Below are 22,628 nucleotides of genomic sequence, written 5' to 3'. Positions count from 1 at the left end.
AGCTCAGGCTATGGCTGCGGTTTGCGCCTAGCAGGCCATCCCAAACCAGGGCGCGCTGCATCGCGGGGACTCATTCAGCGTCGCCCTGATTGGGGTCCAATGGCCGGGCTATGACCCAGCCGCCCCCCATCACTGACGCCACGCCGCCTGCCAGCAGCCTGCTGGCCGCCGTGCAGGCCGAGCGCCGCGCGTTTGCCGATGCCTACTGGCTGGACCACCCGGGTCCCGCCGTCGAGTTGGCCGCCTTCGTCGAGGCCTTCTACACAACGCGGCTCTTCAAGCTGGAGCGCCTGGTGCTGCGCCTCGCGGGCCTGCCCTCGTCGGACGCAGGCGCCCGTGCCGTGGCGCGCGGTGAGACTGAGCGTTTTGCCGCCTGGCGCGTGCAAGATCGGCGTGGGCGGCGCGAGCCCGAGCTGCTGCTGATCGACGTCCACGCGCGCACCTGTTCGTGGTTCCAGGCCGAGCCACTGGCCAGCGGCGGCACGCGGCTGTGGTTCGGCTCCGCCGTGATCCCGGCGCGGCTCTCGGCCTCAGGCGAGCCAGAGATGGGCTGGCTGTTTGACGCGCTGCTGGGGTTTCACCGGCACTACTCGCGCGCTTTGCTCAAAGCCGCAGCCGTCAGGCTGTCCAAAAAGCGCTGACGCTGCGCCCGCAGCCCGGCGGCGATGCGGTCCCAGATGCGCGCCGGGAAGCTCGCTGGCAGCAGCGGCTCCACCTGCGCCAGCGCGGGCTCCACGCGCTCGACCAAGGCCAGCATCTGCGCCCACACCGCCGGCCCACCTGCGCGCGCCGCCAGCGCCTGCCAGTGCCGGGCCTGGATGCCCGACAGCGCGTAGTGCACGTTCTTGCCGCGCAAGGCCATGGCCAGTTCAGCCTGCCGCCAGCGGATCTGTCCGGGCCCGTCGCCCACGTAGGGGTGGATGGACAGCACGTCATAGAGCGGCGTGCTGACGTAGCGGCCCCCGGGGCGCAGGAAGATCGAGAAGTTCTTGGCGTGCCCGTCGGTGGCCGCCAGCAACCAGAAGGTGAGCTGGGTGAGCGCAAAGCCGGTGCGGTCGGTCGTGTCCTGGCTGCCGGCCAGCAGGCGCAAGCAAGCCTCGATGCCGGGGCCACCGTCCTGCTCGTACTTGCGGGTCGGGGGCAGGCCAAAGGCCTGGCAGAAGTCCTCCTGCGGCAGCCGCACGATCCAGCCCTGGCCGGTTTGCGGGTGCTGCTGCAGGGCTCGATCAAAGCGCGAGACGGCGAGTGCCTTCTGGTCCTCAAAGTGCCAGATCTCGGCCGGCGCCACAGGCAGGCCCAGCGCGTGGCAGAGCAGCGCACAGAGCCACTCGTTCTCGACCGAGTCGGTCAGGTCAACGCGGCGGTTGCCACCCGCCAGGCCCAGTGGCAGCTTCAGGATGTGGGTGGTGGGCGTGGCACCGAGCGGGCGTTGCCAGCGCCCTTGATGCCGCAGCAAGGCCGTCTTCTCCTGAGCGCCGGCGAGTGACAAGCGCAGCGCATCGGCCGGCCGGCCCATCGGGGCGTTGTCTGCAACCCCGCGCAATAGCGCGGCAATCTCAGCCTCAGTCAGCGGGGTGCTGTCGATGCGATCCCAGCCCTCGGGTTCGGCGCCGTCGGGCAGCAATTGCACGGCGCCTACGCAGTCGCGCCCGATGGCCTGAAGCAGCTCAAACGCCGCCGTGGAGCCCGTGCGGTAGCGCGCGGCGATCCGCTCCCGGATACGCGGGTTGTCCGGCAGCAGGTTGTCGAAGTAGTTGGCGACAGCCGGGCCGCGCAGGGCTTGCGTGGCCGTGAGAGGCAGCGACACCGAGAGCGCCCGCCCGCGCGCCGAAGCTGCCCAGGCCGGGTCATAGGCCAGGTGGTGCTGGCCGCGCTCTACGTACCAGCGGCCCACATGCTCGCCATTCATCCAGATGCTGAGCGCCTTGCCGATCACCACTCACCCCGCTTCTCCTCGGCACGCAGCGGGGGTGATGCGGTATCGATGCTGTAGCTCAAAGGGTTGGTGCGCACCACCAAGCTGGCGCCCAGCAGCTGCAGCACTTGCAGGATCTGCTGCAGGCTCACAGCCCCTGGGTTGGCTTCGATCTCGACCACCCTGGCCTGACTGACGCCCAGCATCGCGCCCAGCTGCGCCTGCGTGAGGCCACGCTGCTTGCGCAGGGCCTTGAGCTGCGGGCGGAGTTGCTCGGCCAGGGCGAGGGGGTAGTCCATGGCCCCGCAAGGTACTTGCTCAAACTTGTATTGTCAATAAACAAGACCAAGCATGTTTTTGCCAATTACAAGACAAAGCAAATAATGTGGGCTACCTCGCCACCGCTCCGCGCATCGACCGCGCCACATAGGCCAGGCCTGCCGCCGTCATCACGGCGCCGACGATGAAGGTGGGCAGCACCTGGCCCCAGCGCAGGGCCTCGCCCTTGAGCACCAGCAGCATCAGCGCGTTTTGCCCCAGGCCGGGCACCCAGTAGTGCCAGGGCGCTTCCGCGCCGGGGTTCATGATGGTGACCAGGGGCGTCAGGCTCACGGCCATCATCACGAGGGAGCTGCCGGCCTGGGCTTCCTTGAAGGTCTTGCTGCGGATGGCAAAGGCCATCAGCACGGCCGAGATGCCCGCAGCCATCGGGATCTGCAGCAGCCAGAAGGCCAGCGCCTCCCACCAGCCGAACTGGAACATCGCCTGCAGGCTGTCGCTGCGGATCAACCACTGCGCGGGGATGAAGCCCACGCTGGTCAGCGCCGCCACGGCCAGCCCCAGCAGTGCCACGGCGCCCCATTTGCCCAGCACCAAGGCACCGTGCGGGACGGGGTTCATCAGCAGTGGCTCCAGCGAACCGCGCTCGCGCTCGCCGGCCGTGCTGTCCAGCGCGGCGGTCAGGGCGCCATAGAGCACCGCCATCATCACGAACATGGGCAGCATGCCGGTGATCTGCGAGGCCCGGGCCTGGATGCTGGCGAGGTCGCGCTCCTCGATGTCGAGCGGGGTCAGCATCTCGCCCGACACGCCGCGCAGCATCAGGGTCAGCGCGGCGCGCTCGTGGTTGAAGGCGTAGAGCAGGCCCTTGACGCTGCCCACGCCAGCCCGGGCACGCTGGTTGGCGCTGTCACTCACCACTTCGACCACGGCGGGCTCGCCGCGTGCGATGGTGGCTTCAAAGTCCTTGGGCAGCACCAGCACGGGCTCGGTGATCTGGCTCTTGCGCAGCTGCTGCTCGTAGTCGGCCGGGGCCGCCTTGATGGTGTAGTTCTGGCGCTCGATGAAGTTAATGAGGCTGGGCGCTTGGTCCATGCCGGCCACCATCACCTCGCGGCGCTCGGCCTGGGCCTCGAAGCTGGCAATGAGGCCCGAGATCACGGCCAGCATCAGCGGGCCGGTCAGCAGTGCTGGCAGCGCGAGGCGCAGCAGCGTGCGGTGGTCACGCACCGCGTCGCGCAGCTCTTTGAAGAAAACAATGAGCGCCTGATTCATGCGGCCTCCTGTTGTGCGGGGAAAGCCAGCGTCACAAAGGCATCTTCAAAGCGCGTGGCACCCGCCATGTCGAGCAGCTCGGGCACGCTGCCGCGCGCCACGCTCTTGCCGTGGGAGATGACGACGACCTCGTCGCACAGCAGCTCCACCTCTTGCATGATGTGCGTCGAGAACACGATGCACTTGCCGCCGCCCTCGGGGCTGCGCAGCCAGCGCAGCGCCTCACGCAGGCCGCGCGTAGCCAGCACGTCGAGGCCATTAGTGGGCTCGTCGAGCACGATGTTGGCGGGGTCGTGCACCAGGGCGCGCGCGAGGGCCGTCTTCATGCGCTCGCCTTGGCTGAAGCCGTCTGCCCGGCGGTCGAGGATGGCCTTCATGTCGAGCAGCTGCGACAGCGATTCGGCGCGGCTACTTGCGGCGTCCTCGTCCATGCCTTGCAGGCGGCCGAAGTAGACGATGTTCTCGCGCGCGGTGAGGCGCGGGTAGAGGCCGTGCGCATCGCCGAGGATGCCCATGCGGGCCAGGGCGGCACGAGGCTGCTGCAGCACGTCGATATCGTCCACGCTGATGCGCCCGGCATCGGGCGGGAAGAGCCCGGCCAGCATGCGCAGCGTGGTGGTCTTGCCGGCGCCGTTGGCGCCGAGCAGGCCGGTGATGCGGCCGTTGCCGGCGTGCAGGTTCACGCCGTGCACGGCTTGCACCTCGCGGCGGCCCTTGCGCTTGAGGGCGCCGGTGCCGGGCACGACGAAGCGCTTGTGGAGGTCGTCGATGTGGATCATGGTGTCGGCAGCTTGAAGTCCAGCGGGCGGGGCGTGCGGGTCGCGCAGGCGGCGTCTTGCGGCAGGGCCTCAGCGTCCTGCTTGGCGTCGATGAAGCGGAAGACGACGTCCTTCATGCAGGGCAGCGCCGTCACGCCATGGCCGGCCTCGGGCACGACGACGTGCTGCACGCGGGACTTGTCCTGCGCCGCCAGGCGGGCGGTGACGCTCTCGCCGTGGCGCGGCGGGGTCACGGGGTCGGCGCCACCGCTGAGCACGAGCACGGGGCTGGGCGCGGGCGGCACGTCGTAGAAGGCTTCAGGCACCGTGCCGCGCGGCCAGGTCTTGCAGACCTCGCGGTACATCTGCTGCGTGTCGGCGCCGAAGTCGGCGCCAGGGCGGTCAGCCGCGGCGTCGAGGCGGGGCATGTCTTCGGCGCAGATGACCGAGAAGTGCATGCCGGTGGCCAGCTTCATCCCCTTGCCGGAGCCCAGGCCGCCAGCCAGGCCGAGCAGGCCCTCAAAGCGGTTCTGAGCCACGGCCAGATCGATGGCTTCGGGCAAGGCGGCGGCCAGGGCGGGCGCATAGAGCGGGCCGCGCACGGCGCTCATCAAGAGCCGGCGGTCGAGCGTGAAGCGCTCGGGCTTGCCCGACACCGGGTGCGCTACCGTCACGCTGCGGGGCAGCGAGGCCAGCAGCGCCTGCCACTGCGCGCGCAGCTGCGGCCGGGTCTTGGCATGGGCCTCGAAGAGGCCATCGAGCGCGGCCTGCGCGTCGGCCGACATCGTGGCCGGCAGCGCCATGTCGGGCGGGGCAATGCCGTCGATGACCGTGCGCCGCACTTTGGATGGGAACTGCCGCAGGTACTCCAGCGCCGCACGCGTGCCGTAGCTCGCGCCGATCAGGTTCCACTGCGGCACGCCGAGCTGCTCGCGCACGGCTTCCAGGTCCTGCATGGCAAGCGAGGTGGTGAAGAAGCGCAGGTCGCCATAGGGCAACTTTTGCAGCGCATCGCGGCAGGCCAGCAGGCGCTGCATCTGCGCGGCCGGATCGAGCTGGTCGGCCACGGGCAGCTTGCGCTCGTCGGGGCACTCCAGCGGCGCAGACTTGCCGGTGCCGCGTTGGTCGATGAAGACGAGGTCGCGCCGGTTGCCGAGGCGGTTCAGGCGCTGCAGCACCTTGGGCGCGATGTCGATGGCGCTCTGCCCAGGCCCGCCTGCCAGGAAGAGCACCGCATCGGGCCGCTTGTTGCGCGCCATCGCGGGCACGACGAGGTAGTGCACGTCGATCTGTGGGCCGTCGGGCCGGGCCGGGTCGAGTGCGCGTCGGACGCTGCCGCACTGCAACTCGTTGGGCACGCCTTCAACCCGGCAGGGCTTGAGCGGCGGGGGCGCCGCGACGGCGCTGCCAGCGGCGCCCAGCAGCAGGGCTGCGGCGAGAGAAGAAAGAGGCAAGAGCTTCATGCGGCGCATTGTGGACACGTGCCGCAGCCCGTGCGCACCGCCAGGGGCTGAATCGACGATGGGGCCGACGAATGGAGGCGGGCGGCGGCGGCTGGGGGTGGGTGGCTTGCGGCCAGCGGCAGCGCCTTGCCGTCAAGGACTGCCGAAGAGCGCGTTGTAGATGTCGGGCCGGAAGGCGTGGGCGACCGGGTCGTAGACGCCAAAGCCCGAGGCCAGCTCCCAGTACATCCACGAGAGACCCCGCTCGGCCGCCAGGCTGCGGAAGGCCTTCACATAGCGCACGCGCGCGGCCATTGCGGCCTTGCTGTAGGCGCCAAACTCGCCGATGAAGATCGGGTAGCCCAGGCGCTTGGCCTCAGCAACGGCCGTGTCCATGGGGCCCCGGATGGCGGCGAGCTGCGTCGCATCGCAGCAGTCCAGCCCGATGGGCAGGATGGGGCTGATCCAGTCGGCCCCCTGGTGCGTGAACGTGAAGGGCTCGTAGTGGTGGACGGTCAGCACCAGGTGGGCATCAGCCGGCAGCACGAGCTTGGGCAGCTGGCTGGCGTTGTTCCAGCCCACCGGGCCGACGACGACGATGCGGTCGGGGTTTGTCTCGCGGATCACGCGCAGCACGCGGGAGAACAGCTCGTTCCAGCCGGCCTCCAGCGTGCCGTGGGGCTCGTTGTAGAGCTCGAAGATCAGGTGCTGCTTGTCGGCGTTGGCAAAGCGGGTGGCGATCTGCTTCCACATCGCCAGGAAGCGGGGCTTGACCAACTCGCCGGCCACCATGCCTTCGCTCGCGGGCGGTGCATCGCCGTCGAGCTGGGCGTAGTGGTGCATGTTGAGCACGACGGTGGCGCCACGTGCCAGCAGCTTGTTGACGACGCTCTCGACGCGGGTCAGGAAGACCGGGTCGATGGTGGCGGCGGCGTCCTTGCTGGCGTGGGCGCTCCAGCGCACCGGCAGGCGCACGGCTTTGCTGATGCCACCCGTGCCCCCAGTCGCGCCGACGAGGTTGATGAACTCATCGTCGGCCTTGAGACCCCATTCGCCTTCGGTCGGGGCTTCGAGCATGTTGCCGAAGTTGATGCCGCTGGCCAGGGCTGCTGCGGCTGCCTTGGCGGCCGCTGAGGCGCCCGGCGCCGTGCCGGCCGGCGTGGGCGGGTAGGCGTCCATGGGGTCGCTGCTCAGGGGCACATTGGGGCTGGCCATGGAGCCGCTGCTGCCGCCGCCGCCTCCGCAGGCCACCAAAAGACTCAGGGCCAAGGAGGCCAACCAGGAGGGGCGCGAGGGGTACAGCATGGGGCGACAACGACGGGGTGTGAACGGCGCCGCACGCTATCAGCCCCGAGCGCCGGGCCGCATCGGGGCGAGTGTGTAGCGGCTCGCCCAGTAAACAAAAAGAGGCCCCGCAGGGCCTCTTGGTGTGGGGTGTCGCCCGGGTCAGGTGGCAGCCACGCCAGCCGCCTTGCGGCGCTGGTCCAGTTCGGCAGCCATCTGTAGCGTCTTGTCCTTGGTCAGGGTGCAGAACGCGATGGCGACGGCAGCGCCCAGGAAGATCAGGCCGGTGAGGATGCTCGACGAGACGACATAGCCGTGCACGGCGTTCGCGGCCGCCGGCATCTTGGTGTCGTAGTCGAACAGGCCGGCCATCAGCCACAGGAAGGCAGCGGAGCCCAGCGCCAGGCCGGTCTTGAGCGCGAAGCCGATGGTGGCGAACACGATGCCGGTGAAGCGGCGGCCGGTCTGCCATTCGGAGTAGTCGGCGGCGTCGGCGTACATGGCCCAGGCCACGGCCACGGTGGGCGCGTAGACGATGGAGCCCAGCACGGCCAGGCCCAGCATGCCCCAGGTGTTGGTGGGGGCCAGGAAGTAGTAGGCGAAGGAGTTGAACGCGCTGAGCACGAAGCCCCAGAGGATCACGTTCTTCTTGCCGAAGCGGGCCGACATGCCGCTCGACAGGATGATCACCACCAGCGTGGTGGCAAAGCCGGCCATGTTGATGATGCTGTTGAACACGTCGGCCGTGTTGGTGGCCGTGTCCTTGGTGCCGTGCAGGATGTAGCCGAGCATGTCGGCCAGGCCACCGGTGGAGCCCATCTCGGGGGTCGAGAGGCCGAGCCCGGCGACGAAGTCGAACATCGCGCCCTTGTCGGCGTAGTGGTGATAGAAGTTGTAGTGCGCACCGCCGCGATACGGCAGCATCGCGAAGTTGAACAGCGTGTAGGCCACGAGGGCGATCCAGGGGCCGTTCTTCAGCAGGTCAGCAAAGTCCTGCTTGGGGGACGAGGTGGTCTCGGCGACGGGCTTGATGCGTTCCTTGGTCGTGAAGAAGGTGACCATGAAGAGCACGAAGCACAGCACGGCCCAGATGGTCATCGTGACCTGCCAGCCGTGCTGGCGGTCCGCGCCTTGAGCGAACTTGGCCACCAGGGGCAGCGTGAAGCCACCGACGATGAACTGCGCCACGTTGACCGACACGAAGCGGTAGGAGTTGAGCTTGGTGCGCTCGTTGAGGTCTGCCGTCATCACGCCGCCAAGGGCGGAGTAGGGCATGTTGTTCATCGAGTAGAGCGTCATCAACAGGGTGTTGGTGATGCCGGCGTAGGCGATCACCATGCCCGTGCTCCAGCCCCAGCTGGGGTCCGGCGTGGTGTAGGCCGCGATCATCACGACGACCCAGGGCACCGACGTCCACAGCACCCAGGGACGGAACTTGCCCCAGCGCGTGTTGGTGCGGTCGGCCAGCACGCCCATGACGGGGTCGAAGATGGCGTCCCACAGGCGCGGCCACAGCAGGATGGCAGCGGCCGCGTTGGCCGACAGGCCGAAGACATCGGTGTAGAAGTTCAGCTGGAACAGCACCATCGTCATGAAGACGAAGTTGGCGGCGGCATCGCCCGCGCTGTAGCCGGCTTTCTCTAGGAAGGTGAGTTTCTGGCCCATGGATGTCTCCTCGTGGGGCGGTCGTTCTAAAGGGTGGCGGAGTATGGCCGTCTAGGGCGCGGCCTGCATTGGGGCTTTCAGGGCCCTGAAACGCAAACAACCCCGGCGCGGGGCCGGGGTTGTTCAGGGTTCATCGCTTTAGATGAACTTGTTGCACCAGTTCTCCAGGAACTCCTGGCGGCCCGAGGCCGGGGCCTTGTCGACATTGGCCTGCAGCGCGCGGTTGGCGACGGCGTCGAGATTGCTCTTGCCGGCCAGCACTTCCTGGGCCCACGGGGCTTGCCAGGTGGCGTAGCGGTCTTCCACGAACTTGGCCATGGTGCCGTCCTTGATCATGGCTTCGGCGATCAACAGCGCGCGGGCGCAGACGTCCATGCCACCGATGTGGGCGTGGAACATGTCCTCGGCGTCCAGCGACTGGCGGCGGGCCTTGGCATCAAAGTTCAGGCCGCCGTGCGTGAAGCCGCCGCCTTGCAGGATGTAGTACAGAGCCAGCGCGGTTTCGGGGATGTTGTTGGGGAACTGGTCGGTGTCCCAGCCGCACTGCATGTCGCCGCGGTTCATGTCGATGGAGCCGAAGATGCCCAGCGAGTTGGCGATGGCGATTTCGTGCTCGAAGCTGTGGCCGGCCAACGTAGCGTGGTTGGCTTCGATGTTGACCTTGACCTCGTTCTCCAGGCCCCACTGCTTGAGCATGCCGTAGACGGTGGCGGTGTCGAAGTCGTACTGGTGCTTCGAGGGCTCACGCGGCTTCGGCTCGATCATGATGAAGCCAGGCAGACCGATCTTGTGCTTGTGCTCGACGACCATTTGCAGGAAGCGGCCGAACTGCTGCGCTTCGCGCTTGAGGTCGGTGTTGAGCAGGGTCTCGTAGCCTTCACGGCCGCCCCACAGCACGTAGTTGATGCCGCCCAGGGTCTTGGTGGCGTTCATGGCTTCGCGCACTTGCAGTGCGGCCAGCGAGAAGATGTCGGCGTCAGGGTTGGTGCCGGCACCGCTCATGAAACGGCGATGGCTGAAGGCGTTCGCGGTGCCCCACAGCAGCTTGATGCCGGTGTCGGCTTGCTTCTGGCCGAGCACGTCGACCATGGCCTTCAGGTTCTCGACGGATTCCTTCGGGGTCTTGCCTTCGGGGGCGACGTCGCGGTCGTGGAAGGCGTAGTAGGGCACGCCCAGCTTGCTGATGAAGGCGAAGGCTTCATCGGCCTTGGCCTTGGCGGCTTCCATCGGGTCGGCGATGGTGAACCAGGGGCGCTCCAAGGTGCCGCTGTGGCTGAAGGGGTCGAAGCCGTTCCAGCAGAAGTTGTGCCAGTAGCAGACGGCAAAGCGCAGCTGCTCCTTCATGGTCTTGCCGAGCACGACGCGGTTCTCGTCGTAGTAGCGGTAGGCCAGCGGGTTGGAGGTGTTGGGGCCCTCGTACTTGATCGGGGCGATGTTGGCGAAGATGCTCATAACAGGTCTTTCAGGCGGTTGTGAGTGGGGGTGAGGAAAGGGTCGAAGGCGCGCCCAAGCCGGGCTCGGGAGCCTGGGCCATCGGGCGTGTCAGGTGGTAGCGGACATAGGCCGCTGCGCCCGTCGCCACGGCGTCGGCGCCAAGGGACGAGGCTTGCACCATCGGGGGCGTCAGCTGGGCGCTGCTGGCGTGGGCACGCAGCACCTGCTGGGCAAGTTCGAGCAGGGTCGGCCCCAGGCGCATGGCCGGGCCACCCACGATGATGCGGACCGGGTCGAACGCGACCCAGAGGTTGTTCAAGAGGATGCCCAGGTGGCGGCCCGCGTCCTGCAGGCGCCACAACGCGGTGGGCTCGGCGGCATCGATGGCTTCGGTCAGCTGGGCCAGGGTTTGATCGCGCGTCAGCAGCGCGCGGAACCCGATCAGGGCCTCGGCACAGCCACGGCGGCCGCAGGAGCACAGCGGCCCGCGCGACTGCAGCACCATATGCCCGACCTCGCCGGCAAAGCCGCGCGCGCCGGTCAGCAGGGTGTCGCGCACCACCACGCCCGCCCCCACGCCCCAGCCGAGCGAGACATAGACCAGCGGGCCCGAGCCGGCATTGCTGGCGGGCCCGAACTCGTGCTCGGCCAGCACGGCCATGTCGGCTTCGTTCTGCACCAGCAGCGGCAGGTCGGCCAGGGCCGTTCCTTGCCAGGACTGGCGCAGCCACTGGCCCACCGGCACATTGCGCCAGCCCAGGTTGGGGGCGAAGTGCAGCAGGCGCAGGCTTTCGTCCACGCCGCCGTGCAGGCCCACGCCCACGCCCAGCACGCGCCGGCCGCGCAGTGCGCGGTCGCGGGTGAGCTGCAGCGCCTCTGCGGCCACGGCGGCCAGGCAGTCGGCGGCGCGGGTCGGGTCGGCATAGGCCAAGGTGGCGGTGGCCAGGATCTCGCCGGTCAGCGTGGTGGCCACCAGCCGGGCTTCGTCCACACCCACGTCGATGCCCAGCAGTGCCAGGCGCGTGTCGTCCACATGCAGCGGCGTGGGCCGGCGCCCAAGGCCGCCGGTGGTGACGCTCTCGGCCTCGCTCAGCCAGCCTTCCTCGACCAGCTCGCGCACCAGCATGCCGACGGTGGACTTGGTCAGCCCCAGGCGCACGGCCAGGTCGGCGCGCGACAGCGCGGGCTCGCGGCAGAGCATCCGCACGAGGGCCATGCGGTTCATCTGCTTGACGAGCTGCTGATCGCCGGTCATCAACATGGGTGGGCCTGCTGCGTGGGACGGATTGGGGGTCAGGTCAGGCTGCGTGTCAGGCGCTGTACTTGCGCGCCACGTCCATCAGGGCGTGGTAGGCCGGCTTGGGGGCCAACTGGCGGTCGAACATCAGCGGCGCTTCGACGCGCGGCTTGGGCCAGCCGTTCAGCCAGGAGTGCGCATCGCTGATGCCCCAGACCAGGGTGGCGCTGACCATGCGCTTGCGCAGCAGCAGGTCCATCAGGCTGCGGTAGCGCTCGGCCTGGTCGGCCAGCAGCTCGGGGGTCACGGCGGTGACGGCCGTGCCTTGCACGCGGTCATTGATGGCGAAGTCGAGCTCGGTCACATGCTGGATCACGCCGGTCGAGGCCACCGCGTCGATCGCGGCTTCCACGTCGGCCAGCGAGGGCTGGATGCGGGCGCAGTGCATCTGGTGGCCGACGCCGTCGATCTTCACGCCACGCGCCTTCAGGTCCTTGACCAGCTGCACGATGGCGGCGGCCTTCTTGGGGTTCTGGGTCTCGTAGTCGTTGTAGAAGAGCAGCGCGTCCGGGTCGGCCTTGGCGGCCGCGCGGAAGGCGATCTCGATGAACTCGGGGCCGATGATGGTGCGCCAGGGCGAGAGGCGAAAGCCGTTGGCGTCTGCCGCGTGCTCGGGCTCGTCGTAGACGATGGCCTCATTGACCACGTCCCAGGCAAACACGCGGCCCTTGAAGTGGCCCACCACGTCAGCGATGTACCGCTCCATACGGGCGATCAGCTTGGCGCGGCTCACGTCGGCCTCGCCGTCCTTGAACATCCAGCGCGCGGCCTGCTGGTGCCAGACCAGCGTGTGGCCACGCAGCGGCATGCGGTGCTTGGCGGCAAAGTCGGCAATCGCGTCGCCGCCCGCGAAGGTGTACTCACCCTCACGCGGCGAGATGTGCATGGGCTTCATCGCGTTCTCGGCCACCAGGATGCGGAAGTGGTGGGCGATGTGCGCGGCCAGCTTGGGGTCGGCCAGCTGCATGGGCGTGACCGCCGCGCCAAAGGGCATGCGCGCCGCCGCAAAAGCCCCGCCCAGCGAGGGCGCCGCGCCGTCTTGGGCCAGAGCCGCCGACATCAGCGGGGACAGCCCGCCCAGGCCCAGGGCCAGGGGGGTGGCGGCAAATTGGCGGCGGGACAGCGACATGAGGGCACGGCCGGCAGTGGCCGATCTAGTGAGTTCGACGGACGAATTAAATACCAAAGCCCCGAAGTCGTCGCCTAGGGTTGACCCTGGGTTCCAGGGGGTGGGCGTGAATTCCGCACGGCCGGGCGGGCCCAAGTCTTCGGTGGGCGACGGCCTGTCCGGCTGACTGCTGGGCCGCCCGCTGGGCCACGTTCTGGCGTGAAAGCGGCTGCGCCGGGATGGCGCTCCCGCCAATCCGCTGACAATCACGCCCCATGCCCAGCCCCAAGAAGACCCAAGTCCGGCGCGACGCCCCAGCGGCGTCTGAGCATTTCGACCTTCAAAGCGATTCGCTGGGTTATGCGCTTCGCCGAACGCAGATCCGGGCCTACGACCTGTTCTTTGAGAAGTTGGGGGCGCTGGATCTTTCGCCCGCGCGGCTCACGGCGTTGTCCTTGCTATCCATGGACGCCGGCATCAACCAGGCCGCGCTGGCCAAGCGACTGAACATTGCGGGGCCGAGCGTCCTCAAGCTGGTGGATGCGCTGGAGCAGTCGGGTTTTGTCAGCCGAGAAACCGTCGAGGGTGACCGCCGCCGCTACGCGCTGCACCTGACCGACCTGGGTCGCGAGCGTCTGGTCGCCGCCCACCGTGCCCACGATGCCTTCGAGGCCGAGCTGGCCAAGCACCTCAGCGCCGACGAGCGCGCGCAGCTGATGGAGCTGCTGTCGCGCGTCGGGCAGTAGGTCTTAGAGATCGACCACCAGCCGCGCTGACTTCGCCCGCGAGCAGCAGGGCAGGAACTGGTCGTTGGCGGCCTGTTCTTCCTCGGTCAGGTACTGGTCGCGGTGGTCGGGCACGCCGGCCTTGACGCCGGTGAGGCAGGTGCCGCAAATGCCTTGCTCGCAGGAGCTGAGCACCTGCACCCCATTGATGCTGAGCGCCGCGAGCGCCGTCTGGCCGCGCTCCACCAGGATGACCTGGCCCGTGCTGGCAATCTCGATCTCGAAGTCGCCATCGGTGTCGCGCACCTCGACCACCGGGGTGAAGGACTCGGAGTGCAGGCAGTCCGCCGCCCAGCCGGCCGTGCGCGCCGTGGCCAGCACCGCGTCCATGAAGCCGCCGGGGCCGCACACATAGAGGTGGCTGCCCGTGGCCGGGCTGGCCAGCACGCGTGCCAGCGCCTGTTGCTGGACGGCCGGGTCGCTGGACAGGTGCAGTTGCACGTGCGGCGCCAGGGCCGCGCTCTCCAGCCGGTCCCGGAAGGCCACGCGCTCGGCATCACGCACCGCGTAGTGCAGTGTGAAGGCCTGGCCCTCGCGCGCCAGCTGCTCGGCCATGCACAGCAACGGCGTCAGGCCAATGCCCCCCGCCACCAGCACATGCTGCTGGGCGCCCGCCGCCAGCGGGAACTGGTTGCGCGGGGCCGAGATGCTGAGCACCTGCCCTTCGGTCAGCGCATGCACGGCCTCAGAGCCGCCGCGCGACGGCGCGGTGCGCAGCACGCCGATGCGGTAGCAGCTGGCGCCGGCGGGGTCATTGCACAGCGAGTACTGCCGCACCAGGCCGCCGGGCAGATGCACGTCCACATGGGCGCCGGGCGTGAAGGGGGGCAGGGCGGAGCCGTCAACGGCCACCAGGTCGAGGCTGACGATGTCCAAGGCCTGGACCTGCTTGCGCGCAACGCGCACCTGAAGGAGGGAATTCGCGGTCATCGGGGCATTGTCCAAAGGGCTGACTGTGCATCCAAGTTCTGGCTGGGGCTATCAGCTATGCACGGTCGGCATGGCCGCCGAGCAGGCCGACGAGCTTGGCAGCCACCGCGCGCATCAAGGGCGTGGCGCGGCGCTGGGCGGGCGTGACCAGGCAAAGCGTGCTGGCGAGCAGAGGGTTGGCAAAGGGCGTGACCACGAGGCGCTGAGGCTGCTCGTAGACCTTGAGCACGTCTTCGCCCAGGGCGGCGTGGCCGATGCCGGCGGCCACCAGGTCCAGCAGCGCCGGCACGCTGGACACCTCCCAGCCGATGTTCAGCTGCACGCCCGCCATCGCAGCGGCCGACTCCAGCAGGCCGCGAAAGATGTGACCGCGCTGCGGCATCACCAGGGTCAGCCGCGCCAGCGAGTCCAGCCCCAGCGGCGCGGCCGGTGCCTGGCCGGCCGGGCTGATCAGGCAGAGCTGCTCCTGCCGCAGCGGCAGCACCTCCAGCCCCGGCAGCGGCTCAGGGTTGTGGATCAGCGCCAGGTCGCAGCGGCCCGTCAGCAGCCACTCGGTGATGTGGGTGGAAAAGCCTTCCATCACCGCCAGCCGCGCCTGCGGCAGCTCGGCCTGGAAGTGCTGGATCAAGGGCAGCGTCAGCACCCGGGCCTGGGTCGGCGGCATGGCCAGGGTGATGCGGCCGACCGGCTCATTGCGGTGGGCCTGCAGGTCTTCCTTGGCGTGGGCCACCAGGGCCAGGATGTCCTGCCCATGCTCCAGCAGGCGCCGGCCGGCCTCGGTGAGCGACACGCCCCGGCCATTGCGCAGCAGCAGGGTCTCACGCAGCTCGATCTCCAGCGCCCGCACCTGCCGGCTCAGCGCCGGCTGCGCCACGCCCAGCACCAGGGCCGCCTTGCTGAAGCTGCCGTGCTCGGCCACGTGGACGAAGGTTTCGATCTGCTGCAGGTTCATGGGTGACATTCTGGCCGGGCTATGCCGAACACGAATAGCTGTTAGCCCGAGCTAGAACTGGCGTGATGGACCTCGCCTTCCCACAATCGCCCGCCATGCCCACCTTGCGCTGCATTTCCTCCATGGCCACGCGGGCCCTGCTGGCTGACCTGATCGCCGCTTGGCCGGAGCCTGTCGAACTCGTGTCGGTGGGTGGTGTGGACGCGGCCCGTCGCGTCCGGGAGGGCGAGGCTTTCGACCTCGTCCTGCTGGCCGAAGACGCCCTCCAGGCCTTGGCCGCCGAGGGCCACGTACAGCCCGAGACGCTGCGTGGCTTGGCCGATTCCGACATGGGTGTCGCCATCCCCGCCGGCCGCCCCCGGCCTGATATCAGTACCGAAGCCGCATTGCGCGCCAGCGTGCTGGCGGCAGGGCGCATCGGCTACTCCACCGGCCCCAGCGGCAAGGCGCTGCTGAAGCGCTTTGAGGCCTGGGGCTTGGCTGACGAACTCCGCCCCCGATTGCTGCAAGCCCCGGCCGGCGTGCCCGTCGCGCGCCTGGTGGCCGAGGCGCAGGTGGACTTGGGCTTCCAGCAACTGAGCGAGCTGCTCGGCCAGCCGGGCATCGACTTGCTCGGCACCCTGCCGCCCGAGGTGGCCGTGCGCACGCGGTTTTCTGCGGCGCTGGGCCGTGAGGCTGGGCCCGGCAGCGCGGCATTGCTCGAACACTTCTGCGGCGCCGCCAGCGCTCCCCTCAAACACCAACATGGGATGAGTCAACCGACATGATCATCGACGTCCACGGCCACTACACCACCGCCCCGGCAGCCCTCGCCGCCTGGCGCGACCGCCAGATCGCCGCGCTCAAGGACGGTACGCCCGCGCCGCGCGCCAGCGAGCTGCACATCAGCGACGACGAGCTGCGCGAGTCCATCCTCAGCAACCAGCTCAAGAAGATGCAGGAGCGCGGCAGCGACCTGACCATCTTCAGCCCGCGCGCCAGCTTCATGGCCCACCACATCGGCGACTTCCAAACCTCGTCGACTTGGGCCGCGATCTGCAACGAGCTTTGCTACCGCGTCAGCCAGCTCTTCCCCGACAACTTCATCGGCGCCGCCATGCTGCCGCAGTCGCCCGGCGTGGACCCGGCCACTTGCATCCCCGAGCTGGTCAAGTGCGTCGAGCAATACGGCAATGTCGGCATCAACCTCAACCCCGACCCCAGCGGCGGCCACTGGACCAGCCCGCCGCTGACCGACCGGCACTGGTACCCGCTCTACGAAAAGATGGTGGAGTACGACCTGCCCGCCATGATCCACGTGAGCACCAGCTGCAACGCCTGCTTCCACACCACGGGCGCCCACTACCTGAATGCCGACACCACGGCCTTCATGCAATGCCTGACCGGCGAGCTGTTCAAGGACTTCCCGACGCTCAAGTTCCTCATCCCCCACGGCGGCGGCGCCGTGCCCTACCACTGGGGCCGCTTCCGCGGGCTGGCGCAGGAGCTCAAGAAGCCGCTTCTGCAAGAGCACCTGCTGAACAACATCTTCTTCGACACCTGCGTGTACCACCAGCCGGGCATTGATTTGCTCACGAAGGTGATCCCGGTCAAGAACGTTTTGTTTGCCTCCGAGATGATCGGTGCGGTGCGCGGCATCGACCCCGAGACCGGCTTTTATTACGACGACACCAAGCGCTACATCGAAGCTGCCGCCTTGAGCGCCGAGGAGCGTCACCAGATCTACGAAGGCAATGCCCGCCGCGTGTTTGGCCGGCTCGATGCCCACCTGAAGCAGAAAGGCTTGTGAGATGTACGAACTCGGCGTCGTCTACCGCAACATCCCCCGCGCTGACCGCGCGGCCACCGACGGCCTAGCCAAACTGGGCTCAGCCACCGTGCACGAGGCCATGGGCCGTGTCGGCCTGCTCAAGCCCTATATGCGGCCCATCTACCCGGGCTGCCAGGTCAGCGGCACGGCAGTCACCGTGCTGCTGCACCCGGGCGACAACTGGATGCTGCACGTCGCGGCCGAGCAGATCCAGCCCGGTGACATCGTGGTCGCGGCCATCACCGCCGAGTGCACCGATGGCTACTTCGGCGACCTGCTGGCCACCAGCTTCCAGGCACGCGGCGCGCGGGCGCTCATCATCGACGCCGGCGTGCGCGATGTGCGCACCCTGCAGGAGATGGGCTTCCCCGTCTGGAGCAAGTGCATCTCCGCCAAGGGCTGCATCAAGGCCACCCTGGGCTCGGTCAACATTCCGGTGGTCTGCGCCGGCATGCTGGTCACAGCGGGCGATGCCATCGTGGCCGATGACGACGGCATCGTTTGCGTGCCCTCGGCCCGTGTTCCCGAGGTGCTGGTCGCCGCCGAGAAGCGCGAGTCCTTCGAGGGTGAGAAGCGCGCCAAGCTCGCCTCGGGCGTGCTCGGGCTCGACATGTACAAGATGCGCGAGCCGCTGGCCGCCGCCGGCCTGAGGTACATCGATTGAAGATCGCCCTCGTCGGCTATGGCGAAGTCGGCCGCATCCTCGCCGAGGACCTGCGCGGCCACACGCTCTCGGCCTTCGACCTGAAGGCGAGTAGCGCCATGCAAGCGCACGCGGCTGCGCAAGGCGTGCAGTGGGCGGCCACGCATGCTCAGGCCGTGCAGGGCGCGGGCCTTGTGATCAGCGCCGTCACCGCCAGCCAGGCCGTGCCCGTGGCCGAGGCCTGCGCGCCCGCCTTGCAGCCGGGCGCCTACGTCCTCGACCTCAACTCCGCCTCACCCGGCGCCAAGCAGCGTGCGGCCCGCGTGGTCGATGCCGCAGGCGGCCGGTATGTGGAAGGCGCGGTCATGACCTCGGTGCCGCCCTACCGCCTGCGCGTGCCCCTGCTGCTGGGCGGCCCTCACGCGCAAGCGCTGGCGTCGGTGCTCACGAGTCTGGGCTTTGCGCCGCGCGTGCACGACGCCCGCCTCGGCGTCGCCAGCGCCACCAAGATGTGCCGCAGCGTGCTCATTAAGGGCATGGAGGCCATGTTCATCGAGAGCCTCACGACAGCGCGCCACTACGGGGTCGAGGACGCCGTGCTTGCCTCGCTGAAGGAGACCTTCCCCGGCGTGGACTGGCAAAGCCAAGCCAGCTACTTTTTCCAGCGCGTCATCGAGCATGGCCGCCGCCGCAGCGAGGAAGTGCGCGAAGTGGCTGAGACCGTGCGCGAAGCCGGCCTCACGCCCTGGAGCGCCGCCGGCACCGCCGAACGCCAGGCCTGGATGGCCGATCTTGCCGATGAAGGCGTATTTGGCGAGCGCGGCAGCGCCGGCTTTGCCCGCAGCCCCGATTGGCGCACTGAGGCTGACCGCCTGCTGGACCGCATCAAGGAGACCACCGATTGAGCACCACCCCGTTTGAAAAAACTCCGGGCTGGCTGGACTGGTACGCCGGCCCCGCCAAGCCTCGCTTCGTGCTGCCGCCGGGCAGCGTCGATGCGCACTGCCACGTGTTCGGCCCGGGGGCCGAGTTCCCCTACGCCCCCGAGCGCAAGTACACGCCCTGCGACGCCAGCAAGCGGCAGCTCTTCGCGCTGCGTGACCACCTCGGCTTTGCGCGCAACGTCGTCGTCCAGGCCACTTGCCATGGCGCCGACAACCGCGCCATGGTCGATGCCTGCCTCGCCTCCGCTGGCCGCGCGCGCGGCGTGGCCACCGTGCGGCGCAGCATCACAGACGCCGAGCTGCAGCAGCTGCACACAGCCGGCGTGCGCGGCGTGCGCTTCAACTTCGTCAAGCGCCTGGTGGACTTCACGCCCAAGGACGAGCTGATGGAGATTGCCGCGCGCGTGGCCGAGCTGGGCTGGCACGTGGTCATCTACTTCGAGGCCGTGGACCTGCCCGAGCTGTGGGACTTCTTCACCGCCCTGCCCACCACCGTGGTGGTCGATCACATGGGCCGGCCCAATGTGACGCAGCCCGTCGATGGCCCCGAGTTCAGCCTCTTCCTGCGCTTCATGGCCGAGCACGAGAACGTCTGGAGCAAGGTGAGCTGCCCCGAGCGCCTCTCCGTCTCGGGCCCCCGCGCGCTGAATGGCGAGCAGGCCGCCTACCGCGATGTGGTGCCCTTTGCACGCACGGTCGTCGAGCGCTTCCCCGACCGCGTGCTCTGGGGCACTGACTGGCCCCACCCCAACCTCAAGGACCACATGCCCGACGACGGCCTGCTGGTTGACTTCATCCCGCACATTGCGCCCACGCCCGAACTGCAGCGCAAGCTCCTGGTCGACAACCCGATGCGCCTTTACTGGCCTGAGGAAACCTAATGGCTCTCAACAAACCCTATCTCGACATCCCCGGCACCATCATCTTTGACGCCGACCAGTCCCGCAAAGGCTACTGGCTCAACCAGTTCTGCATGTCGCTCATGAAGGCCGAGAACCGCGAGCGCTTCAAGGCCAATGAGCGCGCCTACCTCGACGAGTGGGCGATGACCGAAGCCCAGAAGCAAGCCGTGCTGGCGCGCGACCTCAACGAGTGCATGCGCCTGGGCGGGAACATCTACTTCCTCGCCAAGGTCGGCTCGACCGATGGCAAGAGCTTCCAGCAGATGGCCGGCAGCATGACCGGCCTGACCGAAGAACAGTACCGCGCCATGATGGTGGCCGGTGGCCGCTCGCCCGAGGGCAACCGCTACCTCGGTGAGAACGGCGACGCCCAACCCAAGAAGAAGGACTGACCATGGCCCGCATCACCGCCTCCGTCTACACATCGCATGTCCCGGCCATGGGCGTGGCGCTCGACCTGGGCAAGACCCACGAGCCCTATTGGCAGCCCGTCTTTGCCGGCTACGAGGCCTCGCGCCAGTGGCTGCGCGACAACAAGCCCGACGTGGTCTTCATGGTCTACAACGACCACGCCACCGCCTTCAGCCTCGACTTCATTCCCACCTTCGCCATCGGCACTGCGGCCCGCTACGCACCGGCCGACGAAGGCTGGGGCCCGCGCCCCGTGCCCGTGGTCGAGGGTCACCCCGAGCTGGCCTCGCACATCGCGCAATCGGTGATCCAGGAGGACTTCGACCTCACCATCATCAACAAGATGGACGTGGACCACGGCCTCACCGTGCCGCTGTCCATGCTCTGCGGCGAGAAGCCGGCCGATGGCGCCTGGCCCTTCAAGGTCATCCCCTTCGCCGTCAACGTCGTGCAGTACCCGGTGCCCTCGGGCCGCCGCTGCTTCCAGCTCGGCCAGGCCATCCGCCGCGCGGTGGAGAGCTTTGACGAGGACCTGAACGTGCAGATCTGGGGCACGGGCGGCATGAGCCACCAGCTGCAGGGCGCGCGCGCCGGCCTCATCAACAAGGCCTGGGACAACGCCTGGCTCGACCAGATGATTGCCGACCCGGCCGCCTGCGCGCAGGTGCCGCACATCGACTACGTGCGCGAGGCCGGCAGCGAGGGCATCGAGCTCGTCATGTGGCTGATCGCCCGCGGCGCCATGTCCGACGTGGCCGGCGGCCCGCCGCCGCGTGTGGCCCATCGCTTCTATCACGTGCCCGCGTCCAACACGGCGGTGGGGCACCTCGTTCTGGAGAACGCATGAAACCCATCCGCATCGCGCTGGCCGGTGCCGGCGCCTTTGGCCAGAAGCACCTCGACGCGCTCAAGCTCATTGACGGCGTGCAGGTCACCTCGGTGATCGGCCGCGAGCTCGACAAGACCCGCGAGGTCGCCACCAAGTACGGCATCGGGCACGCCACCACCTCGCTCGATGAGAGCCTTGCGCGGGACGACGTGGATGCCGTCATCCTCTGCACGCCCACCCAGATGCACGCCAGCCAGACCCTGGCTTGCCTGCAGGCCGGCAAGCACGTGCAGGTCGAGATCCCGCTGTGCGATGTGTTGAAGGAAGGCGAGGCGGTCGTCGAGGCGCAGCGCAAGACAGGTCTTGTCGCCATGTGCGGCCACACGCGGCGCTTCAACCCCAGCCACCAGTGGGTGCGCCGCCGCATCGTGGCGGGCGAGTTCAACATCCAGCAGATGGATGTGCAGACCTATTTCTTCCGCCGCACCAACATGAACGCCCTCGGCCAGCCGCGCAGCTGGACCGACCACCTGCTCTGGCACCACGCCGCGCACACCGTGGACCTGTTCGCCTACCAGGCGCAAAGCCCCGTGGTGAAGGCCAACGCGCTGCAAGGCCCCATTCACCCGGTGCTCGGCATCGCGATGGACATGAGCATCCAGCTGCAGGCCGCCAGTGGCGCGATCTGCACGCTGAGTTTGAGCTTCAACAACGAAGGGCCGCTGGGCACCTTCTTCCGCTACATCGGTGACACCGGCACCTACATCGCCCGCTATGACGACCTCGTCAACGGCAAGGACGAGAAGATCGACGTCAGCCAGGTGGATGTGTCGATGAACGGCATCGAGCTGCAGGACCGCGAGTTCGTCGCCGCCATCCGCGAGGGCCGCGAGCCCAACGGCAGCGTGGCCCAGGTGCTGCCTTGCTATCAGGTCCTCCACAAGCTGGAGCAGCAACTGCTGTGAGCACCCGGCGCGTCGGCCCCTTCGAAGTCCAGGCCCTGGGCCTGGGCTGCATGAACCTGAGCCACGCCTATGGCGTGCCGCCCTCGCGCGAGGCAGCGCAGGGCCTGCTGCTGCGGGCGCTCGATGCCGGCGTGGACTTCTTCGACACCGCCGCTCTCTACGGCTTTGGTGCCAACGAGACCTTGGTGGGCGAGGTGCTCGCACTGCACCGCCACCGCTTCGTGCTGGCCAGCAAATGCGGCATGCAGGGCGTGGACGGCAAGCGCGTGATCGACGGCCGGCCCGCCACGCTCAAGGCCACCTGCGAGGCCGCGCTGCGCCGACTGCGCACCGAGGTCATCGACCTCTACTACCTGCACCGCTGGGACAAGCAGGTGCCGATTGAAGACAGCGTCGGCGCGCTGGCCGAGCTGGTGCGCGAAGGCAAGATCCGCGCGATCGGGCTGTCCGAAGTCGGCAGCGCCACGCTGCGCCGTGCGCACGCTGTGCATCCGATTGCCGCGCTGCAGTCCGAGTACTCGCTGTGGAGCCGCGACGTCGAGCGCGGCACTCTGGCAGCCTGTGCCGAGCTGGGGGTGGCCTTCGTGTCCTTCAGCCCCCTGGGCCGCGGCTTCCTGAGTGCCGGCGTGGACGACCCCAGCACCCTCCCCGCCAACGACATCCGCCGCGCCATGCCGCGCTTCCAGGGTGACGCCTGGGCGCACAACCTCGCCTGCCTGCAGGGGCTGCGCGAGCTGGCTTCCGAGCAAGGCTGCTCGATGGCTCAACTGGCGCTGGCCTGGGTGCTGCAGCAAGGGGCTGCCGTCGGCGTGCAGATGCTGGCCATTCCCGGCACCATGCGACTAGAGCATCTCCTAGACAACCTCGGCGCTTCCAGCGTTACCCTGCAAGCCGATATAGCGCGGCGTGCCGCAGCTTGTATGTCGGGCATCCAGGGCGCGCGCTATGCGCCGGCCACCTTTGCCGAGATCGATAGCGATTGAAAGTTAGCGACTAGAGG

At 68.5% G+C, this 22,628-nt stretch carries 23 protein-coding genes; 11 read left to right on the top strand and 12 right to left on the bottom strand.

Annotation, left to right across the window (positions count from 1 at the left end):
- The first annotated feature begins 110 nt into the window (after positions 1–110).
- The gene (locus ABDJ85_RS02855) at positions 111–641 is read left to right on the top strand and encodes a hypothetical protein (RefSeq protein ID WP_347703219.1); all 531 of its coding nucleotides are present in this window, start codon (positions 111–113) and stop codon (positions 639–641) included.
- Here the strand turns inward: ABDJ85_RS02855 and ABDJ85_RS02850 are convergent.
- From ABDJ85_RS02850 to ABDJ85_RS02805, 10 genes are all read right to left on the bottom strand, one after another.
- On the bottom strand, positions 587–1,909 hold the full coding sequence (locus tag ABDJ85_RS02850; RefSeq protein ID WP_347703818.1) for a type II toxin-antitoxin system HipA family toxin: 1,323 nt from the start codon (positions 1,907–1,909) through the stop codon (positions 587–589). The genes ABDJ85_RS02855 and ABDJ85_RS02850 overlap by 55 nt on opposite strands.
- 23 nt (positions 1,910–1,932) lie before the next feature.
- Positions 1,933–2,214: a helix-turn-helix transcriptional regulator gene (locus ABDJ85_RS02845; RefSeq protein ID WP_347703218.1), complete on the bottom strand. Its 282-nt coding sequence runs from the start codon at positions 2,212–2,214 to the stop codon at positions 1,933–1,935.
- Positions 2,215–2,305: 91 nt separating this feature from the next.
- Positions 2,306–3,469, bottom strand: coding sequence for an ABC transporter permease (locus tag ABDJ85_RS02840; RefSeq protein ID WP_347703217.1), 1,164 nt, complete (start codon positions 3,467–3,469; stop codon positions 2,306–2,308).
- A complete protein-coding gene (locus ABDJ85_RS02835) occupies positions 3,466–4,248 on the bottom strand; it encodes an ABC transporter ATP-binding protein (RefSeq protein WP_347703216.1) in 783 nt (260 codons plus the stop codon). The genes ABDJ85_RS02840 and ABDJ85_RS02835 overlap by 4 nt, the downstream gene beginning before the upstream one ends.
- On the bottom strand, positions 4,245–5,690 hold the full coding sequence (locus ABDJ85_RS02830; protein WP_347703215.1) for an alpha/beta fold hydrolase: 1,446 nt from the start codon (positions 5,688–5,690) through the stop codon (positions 4,245–4,247). Before ABDJ85_RS02830 ends, ABDJ85_RS02835 begins: the two co-directional genes overlap by 4 nt.
- Before the next feature lie 132 nt (positions 5,691–5,822).
- Positions 5,823–6,974, bottom strand: coding sequence for a glycoside hydrolase family 5 protein (locus ABDJ85_RS02825; protein ID WP_347703214.1), 1,152 nt, complete (start codon positions 6,972–6,974; stop codon positions 5,823–5,825).
- 141 nt (positions 6,975–7,115) lie between these two features.
- Complete coding sequence (locus ABDJ85_RS02820; RefSeq protein WP_347703213.1) at positions 7,116–8,618, bottom strand: MFS transporter; 1,503 nt, start codon at positions 8,616–8,618, stop codon at positions 7,116–7,118.
- Positions 8,619–8,756: 138 nt separating this feature from the next.
- Complete coding sequence (xylA, locus tag ABDJ85_RS02815; protein WP_347703212.1) at positions 8,757–10,070, bottom strand: xylose isomerase; 1,314 nt, start codon at positions 10,068–10,070, stop codon at positions 8,757–8,759.
- A 10-nt stretch (positions 10,071–10,080) separates the two neighbouring features.
- The gene (locus tag ABDJ85_RS02810; protein ID WP_347703211.1) at positions 10,081–11,313 is read right to left on the bottom strand and encodes an ROK family transcriptional regulator; all 1,233 of its coding nucleotides are present in this window, start codon (positions 11,311–11,313) and stop codon (positions 10,081–10,083) included.
- 49 nt (positions 11,314–11,362) lie between these two features.
- The gene (locus ABDJ85_RS02805; protein WP_347703210.1) at positions 11,363–12,478 is read right to left on the bottom strand and encodes an endo-1,4-beta-xylanase; all 1,116 of its coding nucleotides are present in this window, start codon (positions 12,476–12,478) and stop codon (positions 11,363–11,365) included.
- A 254-nt stretch (positions 12,479–12,732) separates the two neighbouring features.
- Between ABDJ85_RS02805 and ABDJ85_RS02800 the strand changes: the two genes are divergently transcribed.
- Complete coding sequence (locus tag ABDJ85_RS02800; protein WP_347703209.1) at positions 12,733–13,203, top strand: MarR family winged helix-turn-helix transcriptional regulator; 471 nt, start codon at positions 12,733–12,735, stop codon at positions 13,201–13,203.
- A 3-nt stretch (positions 13,204–13,206) separates the two neighbouring features.
- Here the strand turns inward: ABDJ85_RS02800 and ABDJ85_RS02795 are convergent, their stop codons facing one another.
- Positions 13,207–14,172 (bottom strand): PDR/VanB family oxidoreductase, encoded by a 966-nt coding sequence (locus tag ABDJ85_RS02795; RefSeq protein ID WP_347703208.1) that lies wholly within the window; start codon positions 14,170–14,172, stop codon positions 13,207–13,209.
- Between the two features lie 55 nt (positions 14,173–14,227).
- The gene (locus tag ABDJ85_RS02790; protein ID WP_347703207.1) at positions 14,228–15,124 is read right to left on the bottom strand and encodes a LysR family transcriptional regulator; all 897 of its coding nucleotides are present in this window, start codon (positions 15,122–15,124) and stop codon (positions 14,228–14,230) included.
- Between the two features lie 95 nt (positions 15,125–15,219).
- On the opposite strand from ABDJ85_RS02790, the gene ABDJ85_RS02785 reads away from it, so the two are divergent.
- Genes ABDJ85_RS02785 through ABDJ85_RS02745 form a run of 9 tightly spaced genes read left to right on the top strand, consistent with a single transcriptional unit; the run spans position 15,220 to position 22,611 of the window.
- Positions 15,220–15,891 (top strand): substrate-binding domain-containing protein, encoded by a 672-nt coding sequence (locus ABDJ85_RS02785; RefSeq protein WP_347703206.1) that lies wholly within the window; start codon positions 15,220–15,222, stop codon positions 15,889–15,891.
- A complete protein-coding gene (locus ABDJ85_RS02780) occupies positions 15,888–16,913 on the top strand; it encodes an amidohydrolase family protein (protein WP_347703205.1) in 1,026 nt (341 codons plus the stop codon). The genes ABDJ85_RS02785 and ABDJ85_RS02780 overlap by 4 nt, the downstream gene beginning before the upstream one ends.
- 1 nt (position 16,914) lies before the next feature.
- Positions 16,915–17,598, top strand: a complete 684-nt coding sequence (gene ligK / locus ABDJ85_RS02775) for a 4-carboxy-4-hydroxy-2-oxoadipate aldolase/oxaloacetate decarboxylase (protein ID WP_347703204.1) — start codon at positions 16,915–16,917, stop codon at positions 17,596–17,598.
- A complete protein-coding gene (locus ABDJ85_RS02770) occupies positions 17,595–18,482 on the top strand; it encodes a DUF1932 domain-containing protein (protein WP_347703203.1) in 888 nt (295 codons plus the stop codon). Before ligK ends, ABDJ85_RS02770 begins: the two co-directional genes overlap by 4 nt.
- Entirely contained in the window at positions 18,479–19,402 is a 924-nt protein-coding gene (locus ABDJ85_RS02765) for an amidohydrolase family protein (RefSeq protein WP_347703202.1), read from the top strand. The genes ABDJ85_RS02770 and ABDJ85_RS02765 overlap by 4 nt, the downstream gene beginning before the upstream one ends.
- Positions 19,402–19,815: a protocatechuate 4,5-dioxygenase subunit alpha gene (ligA, locus tag ABDJ85_RS02760; RefSeq protein WP_347703201.1), complete on the top strand. Its 414-nt coding sequence runs from the start codon at positions 19,402–19,404 to the stop codon at positions 19,813–19,815. The genes ABDJ85_RS02765 and ligA overlap by 1 nt, the downstream gene beginning before the upstream one ends.
- A gap of 2 nt (positions 19,816–19,817) precedes the next feature.
- Complete coding sequence (locus tag ABDJ85_RS02755) at positions 19,818–20,681, top strand: class III extradiol dioxygenase subunit beta (protein WP_347703200.1); 864 nt, start codon at positions 19,818–19,820, stop codon at positions 20,679–20,681.
- On the top strand, positions 20,678–21,628 hold the full coding sequence (locus ABDJ85_RS02750; RefSeq protein ID WP_347703199.1) for a Gfo/Idh/MocA family oxidoreductase: 951 nt from the start codon (positions 20,678–20,680) through the stop codon (positions 21,626–21,628). Before ABDJ85_RS02755 ends, ABDJ85_RS02750 begins: the two co-directional genes overlap by 4 nt.
- On the top strand, positions 21,625–22,611 hold the full coding sequence (locus ABDJ85_RS02745) for an aldo/keto reductase (protein WP_347703198.1): 987 nt from the start codon (positions 21,625–21,627) through the stop codon (positions 22,609–22,611). Before ABDJ85_RS02750 ends, ABDJ85_RS02745 begins: the two co-directional genes overlap by 4 nt.
- The last annotated feature ends 17 nt before the right edge of the window (positions 22,612–22,628 follow it).

The organism is Roseateles paludis (assembly GCF_039872745.1).
Taxonomy (GTDB): Bacteria; Pseudomonadota; Gammaproteobacteria; order Burkholderiales; family Burkholderiaceae_C; genus Pelomonas; species Pelomonas paludis.
Note: the sequence above shows the minus strand (reverse complement) of the source record. Positions and strands in the feature narration are given on the sequence as shown.